Origin of the sequence: Brevibacillus sp. WF146, assembly GCF_001673705.2 — a bacterium.
Lineage (GTDB): Bacteria > Bacillota > Bacilli > Brevibacillales > Brevibacillaceae > Brevibacillus > Brevibacillus thermoruber.
Genome location: NZ_CP109943.1, coordinates 3907583 through 3917500, shown reverse-complemented (window position 1 = coordinate 3917500; position 9918 = coordinate 3907583). Strand labels below are relative to the sequence as shown.

Annotated in this window: 9 protein-coding genes and 13 tRNA genes; 20 read left to right on the top strand and 2 right to left on the bottom strand. The window is 59.3% G+C overall.

Annotated features, from left to right (window positions below; translation table 11 throughout):
* Nucleotides 1-109 precede the first annotated feature (109 nt).
* From A6764_RS19380 to A6764_RS19315, 14 genes are all read left to right on the top strand, one after another.
* Nucleotides 110-185: transfer RNA gene (locus A6764_RS19380), tRNA-Asn, on the top strand.
* A 7-nt stretch (nucleotides 186-192) separates the two neighbouring features.
* Nucleotides 193-285 (top strand) — tRNA-Ser (locus A6764_RS19375).
* Between the two features lie 4 nt (nucleotides 286-289).
* Nucleotides 290-366 (top strand) — tRNA-Glu (locus tag A6764_RS19370).
* A gap of 73 nt (nucleotides 367-439) precedes the next feature.
* Nucleotides 440-515: transfer RNA gene (locus A6764_RS19365), tRNA-Val, on the top strand.
* A 21-nt stretch (nucleotides 516-536) separates the two neighbouring features.
* A tRNA-Met gene (locus A6764_RS19360) sits at nucleotides 537-613 on the top strand.
* 5 nt (nucleotides 614-618) lie between these two features.
* Nucleotides 619-695 (top strand) — tRNA-Asp (locus A6764_RS19355).
* 29 nt (nucleotides 696-724) lie between these two features.
* A tRNA-Phe gene (locus tag A6764_RS19350) sits at nucleotides 725-800 on the top strand.
* Nucleotides 801-805: 5 nt separating this feature from the next.
* A tRNA-Trp gene (locus tag A6764_RS19345) sits at nucleotides 806-879 on the top strand.
* Nucleotides 880-887: 8 nt separating this feature from the next.
* A tRNA-His gene (locus A6764_RS19340) sits at nucleotides 888-963 on the top strand.
* Nucleotides 964-977: 14 nt separating this feature from the next.
* Nucleotides 978-1052 (top strand) — tRNA-Gln (locus A6764_RS19335).
* A 5-nt stretch (nucleotides 1053-1057) separates the two neighbouring features.
* Nucleotides 1058-1133, top strand: a tRNA-Gly gene (locus A6764_RS19330).
* 63 nt (nucleotides 1134-1196) lie between these two features.
* Nucleotides 1197-1271, top strand: a tRNA-Cys gene (locus A6764_RS19325).
* A 7-nt stretch (nucleotides 1272-1278) separates the two neighbouring features.
* Nucleotides 1279-1361: transfer RNA gene (locus A6764_RS19320), tRNA-Leu, on the top strand.
* Nucleotides 1362-1618: 257 nt separating this feature from the next.
* Nucleotides 1619-2962: a purine/pyrimidine permease gene (locus tag A6764_RS19315; RefSeq protein WP_065067810.1), complete on the top strand. Its 1344-nt coding sequence runs from the start codon at nucleotides 1619-1621 to the stop codon at nucleotides 2960-2962.
* 40 nt (nucleotides 2963-3002) lie between these two features.
* On the opposite strand, the gene A6764_RS19310 is transcribed toward A6764_RS19315, so the two are convergent.
* Entirely contained in the window at nucleotides 3003-3674 is a 672-nt protein-coding gene (locus A6764_RS19310) for a B3/B4 domain-containing protein (RefSeq protein ID WP_065067811.1), read from the bottom strand.
* Between the two features lie 214 nt (nucleotides 3675-3888).
* On the opposite strand from A6764_RS19310, the gene rnhA reads away from it, so the two are divergent.
* The 4 genes from rnhA (at nucleotide 3889) to A6764_RS19290 (ending at nucleotide 7369) form a co-directional block, all read left to right on the top strand.
* Nucleotides 3889-4323 (top strand): ribonuclease HI, encoded by a 435-nt coding sequence (gene rnhA / locus A6764_RS19305; protein ID WP_029097943.1) that lies wholly within the window; start codon nucleotides 3889-3891, stop codon nucleotides 4321-4323.
* Nucleotides 4320-5525: a tRNA epoxyqueuosine(34) reductase QueG gene (gene queG, locus A6764_RS19300; protein ID WP_065067812.1), complete on the top strand. Its 1206-nt coding sequence runs from the start codon at nucleotides 4320-4322 to the stop codon at nucleotides 5523-5525. Before rnhA ends, queG begins: the two co-directional genes overlap by 4 nt.
* A 39-nt stretch (nucleotides 5526-5564) precedes the next feature.
* A complete protein-coding gene (locus tag A6764_RS19295; RefSeq protein WP_065067813.1) occupies nucleotides 5565-6116 on the top strand; it encodes a methylated-DNA--[protein]-cysteine S-methyltransferase in 552 nt (183 codons plus the stop codon).
* A 284-nt stretch (nucleotides 6117-6400) separates the two neighbouring features.
* Entirely contained in the window at nucleotides 6401-7369 is a 969-nt protein-coding gene (locus tag A6764_RS19290) for an amidase domain-containing protein (RefSeq protein ID WP_065067814.1), read from the top strand.
* Between the two features lie 47 nt (nucleotides 7370-7416).
* Here A6764_RS19290 and A6764_RS19285 read toward each other — a convergent pair whose 3' ends face one another.
* The gene (locus tag A6764_RS19285) at nucleotides 7417-8103 is read right to left on the bottom strand and encodes a ferric reductase-like transmembrane domain-containing protein (protein ID WP_065067815.1); all 687 of its coding nucleotides are present in this window, start codon (nucleotides 8101-8103) and stop codon (nucleotides 7417-7419) included.
* A gap of 210 nt (nucleotides 8104-8313) precedes the next feature.
* Between A6764_RS19285 and trmL the strand changes: the two genes are divergently transcribed.
* Both trmL and A6764_RS19275 read left to right on the top strand, forming a co-directional pair.
* On the top strand, nucleotides 8314-8784 hold the full coding sequence (gene trmL, locus A6764_RS19280) for a tRNA (uridine(34)/cytosine(34)/5-carboxymethylaminomethyluridine(34)-2'-O)-methyltransferase TrmL (protein WP_029097939.1): 471 nt from the start codon (nucleotides 8314-8316) through the stop codon (nucleotides 8782-8784).
* Between the two features lie 122 nt (nucleotides 8785-8906).
* Nucleotides 8907-9632 carry an HAD family hydrolase gene (locus A6764_RS19275; protein ID WP_065067816.1) on the top strand — a complete coding sequence of 242 codons (726 nt, stop codon included), beginning with the start codon at nucleotides 8907-8909 and terminating at the stop codon, nucleotides 9630-9632.
* Nucleotides 9633-9918 lie beyond the last annotated feature (286 nt).

Sequence of the window (9918 nt, the reverse complement as noted above, 5' to 3'; positions counted from 1 at the left end):
TCCTTTGCCAACCATGCGTATCCAGTTTTGAAGGCGCGAAGCACGGTGCGTGCAAGTGCCGGTGCTGCCTCAGAACGAGGCGGTTGTAGTCGACCGAAGTCTTCATCGTTCCTCGGTAGCTCAGTCGGTAGAGCAATCGGCTGTTAACCGATCGGTCGGGGGTTCGAGTCCCTCCCGAGGAGCCATTATTACGGATGGATGTCCGAGAGGCCGAAGGAGCACGATTGGAAATCGTGTAGGCGGGGATAACTCGTCTCGTGGGTTCAAATCCCACTCCATCCGCCATCATGGCCCGTTGGTGAAGCGGTTTAACACAGCAGCCTTTCACGCTGTCATTCAGGGGTTCGAATCCCCTACGGGTCACCATGTAAAGAGATGGGATCCCCACAACGTAATCGGAATTCGCTTCAAAGCAATCCGTCACTTTGTGGGGTGTTGTGGAGGCTTAGCTCAGCTGGGAGAGCATCTGCCTTACAAGCAGAGGGTCGGCGGTTCGATCCCGTCAGCCTCCACCATTACTGTAGAATTTCAATCGTCGCGGGATGGAGCAGTCTGGTAGCTCGTCGGGCTCATAACCCGAAGGTCGCAGGTTCAAATCCTGCTCCCGCAACCAAACCTGGAGCTGTGGTGAAGTTGGAGTTCACGCCGGTCTGTCACACCGGAGGTCGCGGGTTCGAGTCCCGTCAGCTCCGCCATTCTCGTTTCCCTTTGCTTCATCAGCGATGGCTCGGTAGCTCAGTCGGTAGAGCAGAGGACTGAAAATCCTCGTGTCGGCGGTTCGATTCCGTCCCGAGCCACCATATACAGGGGCATAGTTTAACGGTAGAACGAAGGTCTCCAAAACCTTTGGTGTGGGTTCGATTCCTACTGCCCCTGCCAATTGCGTGGCGGTCGTGGCGAAGTGGCTAACGCATCGGATTGTGGCTCCGACATTCGTGGGTTCGATTCCCATCGATCGCCCCATCTTAATCTCATATTGGGGCATAGCCAAGCGGTAAGGCAACGGACTTTGACTCCGTCATTCCTAGGTTCGAATCCTAGTGCCCCAGCCATTTATGCGGACGTAGCTCAATTGGTAGAGCGTCGCCTTGCCAAGGCGAAGGTCGCGGGTTCGAGACCCGTCGTCCGCTCCATTTGTGTCTCGGCAGGGTTTGGGCGGAACATGGTCAGCCCATGCCGAATATAATGTCAAACATGGAGGCATAGCCAAGTGGTAAGGCACGGGTCTGCAAAACCCTTATCCCCCGGTTCGAATCCGGGTGCCTCCTCCATAAACGTGCCGGTATGGCGGAATTGGCAGACGCGCGCGACTCAAAATCGTGAGGGAAACCGTGGGGGTTCAAGTCCCTCTACCGGCACCATACCTGAAGGTTTCAACGAGGAATCTGTTCGATTCCTCGTTTTTGCGTGTTCGTACAGAGCCGGTTTGGATTACCAAACGAACCGGTCTTATGGTAAGATGAAAAGGCCACAGGCAAGGCATGATCGACTGTATGTTCTCTCAATGTTATTCCTACGAGATCGGACTTTGCACGCTGGAATCGGCGTGCTTTCTGTTTTCCTGCACAGAATAGGCCAGTACGCCAGTGGCAGATTGACAGCGAACGGGGTGTTGGGGATGAGTTACGGATTGCATGAAAGGCCGCCTGCGGGCACAACCGTTTTGGCCGCCCTGCAATGGCTGATCGTTACGGTTTCCAGCAGTGTTGCCGTTCCGTTGGCGATCGGGGACGTGTACGGTTTGCGGCCTGACGAGATCAGTCACCTGATGCAGCAGACCATGTTCTTCATCGGCTTGGCCTCTTTCCTGCAGGCGTGGCTGGGACACCGCTATCCGATGATGGATGGGCCCGCAGGATTGTGGTGGGGCATCTTTATCATTTTGGCGCAGATTGGATCCAGCGTGGGAATGGGGCCGCGGCTGATCGGCCAATCGTTCCAGGTGGGGTTGATCCTGGCGGGCGGCTTGTTCCTGCTGTTTGGGATGCTGGGCTGGATCGGCAAAATCCAGCGCTGGTTTACGCCGCTTGTGTCCGGCATCTACATGGTGCTGTTGGCGGTCTCCTTGTGCAGCAGCATTGTGACCGGCATGCTGGGGATCGGCTACCGGCACGCAAAGGAAGTTCATCCGGGCATTGCCCTGGTGTCGGTCTTGATCGTCGCGCTGGTTCTCGTCTTTCTGCGCAGCAGGCGGTTGGCCAGCTACGCCGTGCTGTTGGGAATGTCGATCGGATGGGGACTGTACGCCGTTTTGGGCTGGACGGAACCGATCCGGCCCAGTGACGAGTGGATGGTGCTGCCCACCCTGTTTTTTTGGGGAGAGCCCAAGTGGGATGGGGGAGTCATCCTGACCAGTCTGCTGACCGGGTTTGTCCTGCTTACCAATTTGGTCACCAGTTTGTCCGTCGTGGGCAAGGCGACCCGGTCGGAGCCGACCGTCCAGCAATACAACCGGGGCGGCGTGTTTACCGGGGTGTCTCACATCCTGTCCGGGTTGGCCGGGGTTGTCGGCATGATTCCGCTGTCGTTGGCGGCGGCCGTGATCCAGACGACGGGGATGGCGGCCCGTTTGCCGTTCATGGCAGCGATGGCGGGGATGATGGTGATCGGCATGCTGCCGTCCGTATCCCAGTTCCTGGCCGCCCTGCCGACGCCGGTGGCGTACGCCGGGATGTTTATCGCCTATACGCAGCTGCTTGGATTTGGAATAAAAGACCTGGCGTCGATCCGGTTGGATGACCGGGCCATCACGATCGGCGGCAGTTCGCTCTTGGTGGGGATCGGGGTCATGTTTGTGCCGGCGACGGCGTGGCAGCACCTTCCCTCGCTGGCGAGCTTTCTGTTCGGCAACGGGCTGCTGCTCGGCGTCATGGTGTGCCTGCTGCTGGAACACGTGGTGTTTCCCCGGCCGACGGAATCGGAGCCGAAAACGGAGATGCAAAAAGACGGCCGCTCTGCGTGACGGACCGTCTTTTTGTTTGGCAATTGCCCCAGGGGAGCGGTTACGCGGTGACGAGATAGGAGAGCGTCACTTCGCCGCCGTTGATTTCCGTGAACATGCGGGCCGTCGCGCCGAGAATTTCGTCTCGCTGATTCGGAGACACGTGCTCGTGGAAAAAAATCACCTGCATCAGGTTGCGGCTGTTCTCCGTGACGGACGTCCGCACCGAGTCGACGATCGGGCTGCCGAACGCGCCCTGGTCATCGGCGAGAAGCAGTTTTCCCTCCATCTGCACTTCACGGCCGTTTAGTCCCTGGTAAGCGTCGGAGGCTTGTCCCAGCCGGCAGACCACAGGGCCGCGCAGTTGATCTTCGTCGTAAATGCCGTACGGCAGGGCATGCAGCACGGAGAAGAAGTTGTTGACGTCGACCGCGCCGTTGATCCAGAAAAACGGATGACCCTGCAGCAGCCGGCGAATCAGGGCCTCCGAGGAAGGACGGTAACGGGAGGGATCGATCCCCAGCCGCTTGAAGCAGGCGCGCCATTCACGCACGCCTTCGATCTCGGCCAGATTGGCGAGCTCCCGCTCCAAACGCAGCGATTCCACGAACAGATTGATGCGCCCCTGCAGCATTTTGGGAGACGGGCTTACGGTCACGCCGGCGTAGTGAATGACGCCCAGAGAAAAACGCGGCAGGCGTTCAACCACCGTGGAGTCCAAGCGTACCTTCATCTGTGTCACTCCTTGTCACTCAACCGTTTTTTGGTAGTATAACAAAAACGTCGATGGAAGTCATATCGAAGACGTTTCTTCGTCAGCGGAGGTTTGTTTTTCTGCCTGGCAGGCTGTGCCGCGACACATATCCTTTCAGAGACAGCAGCAAAAAATTTTGTGGAAGCGGCTGTCCTTCGATACAATAAAGATAAACAGGAGGGATTCCCCGACAATGCGTGAAGTGACCATTTATACCGACGGTGCCTGCTCCGGCAATCCGGGACCGGGCGGCTGGGGCGCCGTGCTGATGTACGGCGAGCACAAAAAGGAAATGTCCGGTGCAGAAGCCAATACCACCAACAACCGGATGGAGCTCAAGGCGGCGATCGAGGCGCTGTCCGCGCTGAAGGAGCCGTGCAAGGTCACCTTGTACAGCGACAGCGCCTACCTGGTGAACTGCTTTCAGCAGGGATGGTACAAAGGCTGGCAGCGCAACGGCTGGAAGAACAGCAAGAACCAGCCGGTGGAAAACCAGGACCTGTGGAAGGAACTGCTGCGCTTGATGGAAATACACCAGGTTCAGTACGTCAAGGTAAAAGGTCACGCGGACAACGTGTGGAACAACCGCTGCGACGAACTGGCCACGGGGGCGATCAAACAACTGTGAGCGACCGGCAGTACTGGGAACAGACGAAGCAGGCGATTATCGCGTATGCCAACGAGATTGGAATCGACAAGATCGGGTTTGCCAGTGCCGATCCGTTTCTGACGCTGAAAGAGCGTTTGGTGGAGCATCGGGAAAAAGGGTACGAATCCGGGTTTGAGGAGCCTGATCTGGACAAACGGACCGATCCCAGCCTCAGTCTGGAAGGGGCGCGGTCGCTGATTGCCATCGCGCTGGCATATCCCTCCAAGATGGAAAACCCGCCCAAATCCGAACCGGGCGCGTATCGCGGCATCCTCTGCCGCGCGGCGTGGGGGATGGACTATCATCACGTCCTGCGCGAGAAGTTGGACAAGCTGGCCCGGTTTATCTGCCGTCTGGAGCCCGGCGCCCGGGTGGAATCGATGGTGGATACGGGTGCCTTGTCCGACCGTGCCGTAGCGGAGCGGGCCGGCTTGGGATGGGTAGGCAAAAACTGCGCGCTGATTACGCCGGAGTTTGGCTCGTGGGTCTATCTGGGTGAGCTGATCACCAACCTGCCGCTGCCGCCGGACATGCCGGTGGAGGAAGGGTGCGGCGACTGCAATCTGTGTGTGGAAGCCTGTCCGACAGGGGCGCTGGTTCAGGGAGGGCAGCTCAACGCACAGAAGTGTGTGGCATTTTTAACACAGGTAAAAGATTTCATTCCCGACCAGTACAGGGCGAAGATCGGCAACCGGCTGTACGGCTGCGACACCTGTCAGACGGTCTGTCCCAAAAACCGCGGCAAGCACTTTGCCCATCACGCGGAATTCAGGCCCGATCCGGAAGTGGCCAAGCCGCTCTTGCGTCCGCTGCTTCACATGAGCAACAAGGAATTCAAGCAGACGTTCGGCACTTCCTCCGCTGCCTGGCGCGGGAAAAAGCCGATTCAGCGAAACGCCATACTGGCGCTGGCCCATTTCCGCGACCGCACCGCTGTTCCCGATTTGATCCGGCTGCTGGAAGAGGATCCCCGCCCCGTCATTCGGGGAACGGCCGCCTGGGCGTTGGGCAGGATCGGCGGCGCTGAGGCGGAAGCGGCGCTGCAGACGGCCCGGGAACGGGAGACGTCGCCGGACGTGCTGGCCGAAGTGGAGAAGGGAATCGCCCTTTTGCACCAGCCTGGTTCGTCCAGAGCAGCCCAAACGGACAACGAGAGGGGCAGCAAGGGGGCAAACGTGTAGATCCATTCACATGAAAAAACGGGTAGGGAGGAACGATGGATGCCACAAGTATTGGGGTACACCACCATGGACTCGCCGATTGGACCGCTGCTCATTGCTTCTACGGAAAACGGACTCTGCTTCATCGAGTTTGGCTCCGAGGAGCAGGCGCTGCCTAGTTTGCAGCGCTGGTGCCGCAAGACCTTCATGGGCGTCTCCATCAGCCGGGACGATCAGGGAAACCAGCCTGTCCGCGAGCAGTTGGACGAGTATTTTGCCGGTCGGCGGAAGACGTTTGACATCCCGCTGGAATTGTACGGCACGCCGTTTCAAAAAGCGGTCTGGACCGAACTGACCCGCATTCCCTATGGCGAGACGCGTTCCTACAAGGAGATTGCGATATCCATCGGTGCAGCAAAAGCGGTCCGGGCCATCGGCGGGGCGAACAACCGCAATCCCATCCCCATCGTCGTCCCCTGCCATCGCGTCATCGGTTCCAACGGAGCGCTCGTCGGATACGGCGGCGGGCTCTCAATCAAAGAACACCTGCTGGCATTGGAAGGCGCACACGCAGTGTCTGTCCAAGGCCGCTCGCCAAAAGCTGTCCGGTAAACCGGGCAGCTTTTTTGTTGTTCCCAGTCCTTCTGAACGGCCGCAAACTGTCATAAGCATCAGGGAGAGGCCAGCGCGAGCGCATGAACCCCGACGTGAGGGGAAAAAACGCAGCGGGACATACGGAAGCGGTGATGTGAAGCGGGAACCACCCAGACAGCGGGATGAAAGCGGAAATCACCGCTGCCGCGAACTGTGTGCGAAACACATCGAAGCAGCAGGACGAAAACGGAAAAAACCGAACAGGAAAACGGGCGCGGGCCAACGGGGAAAGGAGGAGGCGGATGGAAGATTGGCTGAACTTCCTGCAGGACTATTGTAACGCCGTACAACAAAGCTGGGTCGACGGCCGATGGGAGCGGCTGCAGCCGTTGGGAGCGGTCCCCGGTGCGGGGGCGGAGCAGCGGGAGCTGTGGCTGCGGGAACAGGAACAGTATCGGGACAGGGGAGCGGAGATTACCGCGGTGCAGGGTAACGTGGTGCCGCTGTATTGGCTGGAGTCCAACGGGCGCGTACAAGTGGAATTTGCCTGGCACGTCCGGCGAACGTACCGGCAGCACGGCGCTGAACTTGTGGAAGAAACACGCCGGCAGCAGCGGATGGCCGTAATCAGGCAGGGAACGGGATGGGCGCTGGATTGGATCGGGCCGTGCCCGGACGGGGAGACGGACGCGGCCGTGTTGAAAAAGCCGGAAGCATGGATGGAGATGGTCGGGACCGGGGAAGGGATGCAGCCGACATTAACCGTTCACGGGGCGAAGGGGTACCAAGCGGATCAGGCGGTCGCCTATGCGGAGCGGTACTGGAACTCCGCCAATCCGGCCTACCCCCATTTTACCGACGACTGCACCAATTTCATCTCGCAATGTCTCTACGCGGGCGGCATCCCGATGCTGTTTTCCGGGGAAAAAGGGCGCGGCTGGTGGATGCGGTCGGGCAAATCGGCCAGTTGGAGCTACAGTTGGGCGGTGGCGCACAGCTTGTACCTGCTGCTGAAATCGGGCGGGCCGCCGATGCGTGCCGTGCAGAAGAACTCGCCGGAACAGTTGATGCCGGGGGATGTGATCTGTTACGACTTTGACGGAGACGGACGGTTCCAGCACACCACCATCGTCGTGGCCAAGGACGCCAACCACCTGCCATTGGTCAACGCCCATACGACCAACAGCCGGATGCGCTACTGGAACTATCGGGACTCGACGGCCTACACTCCAAACATTCGCTACGCGTTTTTTCACATACAGGGCATGTGAGACAAAAGAGGCGGCCTCCTCGGGAGGAACCGCCTCTTTTTGTCGGGCTACGGCCGTCGTCTGAGCGCCGTGCGGACGAAGCTGATCGAGCGGAGCAGCCAGACGAGGGCGGCCCACCCGAGCAGGTCGCCAAGCGTGTGCGGCTCGCCTTTGATCGACTCCACATAGATGATGCCGTGAAACAGCACCAGCACGTACAGCAGCGGGGCGTTCAGATGCAGCCGTTTCCAGCCCGCTCCGCCCAGAAGCTGTTCCGCGCGCCGGGAGGAGGTGAGCCAGAGGGAGAGCAGCACGAAAAAGGCGGTCAGGCCCAGGTAGTTGGCTGCGCCGGTGACGGTCAGGTTGGGATAAAGCGTCCCGGCCCCGCTCCCGTCATGCAGGAAAAAGAGTCCCAGCCAGCCGTCTGCCTGGAGTTCACGCTGCGGAAACATCAATTCCGGCCCCCGTTCGAACAGGTACAGCACCAGCGCGATGTGCAGGAAACCGGCCGCGCCCGCAAGAATGCCCAGGTCGCGGCGCAGAAGCAGGCAATACGGAACGAAGCGGGGCGGCAGCCACAGTTTGATGGGCCCCACCAGGAGGGTAAGGCCGATCAGGACAAAGGCGAAGTACCCCAGCATCATGCTCCAGGCCTCCAGTGAAGGAAAAAAGTTGAAGTCCGGCCGCATCCATCCCGCCCAGAGCGCCAGCAGCGCCAGGCTGGCCGTGTAGGTTGCAGCGCGAAATAACCGCATGGGCGACAGCTCCTTTCTTCCCGTGTGCGGGGCTTTTTTTCTTTTGATGCGGCAGCCGGTCTGTTTGTTACAGCAGCCACGAGGATTGGGCGAGTCAAGCATGCGGCGGGAGAGCGGGGGATACCGGCAACTCGGAAGGTGGTCATCTCCATGGGAGATTCGGTATAATAGAGGATGTTTGAAAGTTCGGTTGACAAGGAGTTTGTTGACATGCCGCTGCACATTGTCCTGCACGAGCCGCTCATTCCCGCCAACACGGGCAATATCGCCCGCTCCTGCGCGGCGACGGGGGCTCATCTGCACCTGATTCATCCGCTGGGGTTTTCCACGGACGACCGCTACCTGAAACGGGCCGGCCTTGATTACTGGCATGCGGTAAAGGTTCATCACTACGACAGCTTTGAGCACTTTGCCCAGGCGCAGGGAGAGAACGCCGGCACGTTTTACTTCGTGGAAACGTGGGGAGAAAAGCTGTACACGGAGGTTTCGTTCCGCGACGGCGATTACATCATCCTCGGCAAAGAGACCACCGGCCTGCCTACCGAGCTGACCGACCGGTACCGGGAACAGACGATCCGCATCCCGATGAGCGGCGCCACCCGCTCCATCAATTTGTCCAACTGCGCCGCCATCGTCCTGTTTGAAGGGCTCAGGCAGTTGGGCTTCCCCGGGCTCTCGTAACGGACAGCCCCTATCACAACAATCTTGCTCGATGCGGTGACGAAAAGGGAGGCGGACCGGGCAGCAGGAAGCGCTTCATCGCGCCGCCCAGCCGTTCGACAAGGAAAAAGGAGAACGATACGATGACGGTGACCACCATTTTGTTTGACCTGGACGGCACGCTGTTGGAGATGCAGACGGAGCCGTTTGTCAAAGGCTATCTGAAGGAGCTGGGCCGCTACGTCGGCGACCGCTATGACGCCGAGAAAATGCTCGCCCTGATCTGGGACGCCACCAAGGCGATGATCGCCAACCAGGAGCCGGACAAGACCAACGAGCAGGTGTTTGTCGAGTACTTCAACAAACACGGCCTGTGGGACAAGGACGAGCTGTGGCCGGTGTTTGACGCGTTTTACCGGGATGTTTTTCCCCAGCTTTCCCACATGACCTACCCGTCGCCGTGGGCGAAACAGATCGTGGAGGAAGCCAAACGGCAAGGATTCCGCGTGGCCGTCGCCACCAATCCGGTCTTCCCCCGCGCCGCCATCCATCACCGGCTGGCCTGGATCGAGCTGGCGCCGCATGACTTTGAGCTGGTCACGGTGTACGAGGAATCCCACTTCACCAAGCCCAATCCCGCCTATTTCGCCGAGATTTGCCAAAAGCTGGGGGTGCAGCCGACGGAATGCGTAATGGTCGGCAACCACATGCAGGAGGACATGGTGGCCGGCAAGCTGGGGATGAAGACGTTTCTCGTCACCAACTGGCTGGAAGACCGCGGCGAACCGCAGTATCCGGTCGATCAGCGCGGCACCTTGGAAGAACTCTACGCCGCCATTTCTCAGCGGACGGGTGTGTTCGCCCGCTGAGAAGGGGGGACACGCGTTATCGGCCGACCGTCACCGTGATGCGGTGACGTCTTTTTTTTGTGCAGAAAACAAGCAGACATCCGCGAGTGATCCGCAAAAAAAAGCAGGTTGCCCAATTCAGGCAGCCTGCTTTTTTCCTGGGAGCGATGTCAAAAAGGAAAGCCGGCGATCCGGCTCGGCCTTACAGATTCCAGGTCTTGTCCTCGTTGTATCCCGCCGTGAGAATGAAGAACAGGAAAGCGGCAAAGACCAACCCTACGATAAACGTACCCATGTTGGACTGCTC

What these genes read in the sequence shown, in the direction of transcription:
- A6764_RS19315 (WP_065067810.1), top strand. Translation starts at nt 1,619, where the DNA reads ATGAGTTACGGATTGCATGAAAGGCCGCCTGCGGGCACAACCGTTTTG.
- A6764_RS19310 (WP_065067811.1), bottom strand. Translation starts at nt 3,674, where the DNA reads ATGAAGGTACGCTTGGACTCCACGGTGGTTGAACGCCTGCCGCGTTTT.
- rnhA (WP_029097943.1), top strand. Translation starts at nt 3,889, where the DNA reads ATGCGTGAAGTGACCATTTATACCGACGGTGCCTGCTCCGGCAATCCG.
- A6764_RS19295 (WP_065067813.1), top strand. Translation starts at nt 5,565, where the DNA reads ATGCCACAAGTATTGGGGTACACCACCATGGACTCGCCGATTGGACCG.
- A6764_RS19290 (WP_065067814.1), top strand. Translation starts at nt 6,401, where the DNA reads ATGGAAGATTGGCTGAACTTCCTGCAGGACTATTGTAACGCCGTACAA.
- A6764_RS19285 (WP_065067815.1), bottom strand. Translation starts at nt 8,103, where the DNA reads ATGCGGTTATTTCGCGCTGCAACCTACACGGCCAGCCTGGCGCTGCTG.
- trmL (WP_029097939.1), top strand. Translation starts at nt 8,314, where the DNA reads ATGCCGCTGCACATTGTCCTGCACGAGCCGCTCATTCCCGCCAACACG.
- A6764_RS19275 (WP_065067816.1), top strand. Translation starts at nt 8,907, where the DNA reads ATGACGGTGACCACCATTTTGTTTGACCTGGACGGCACGCTGTTGGAG.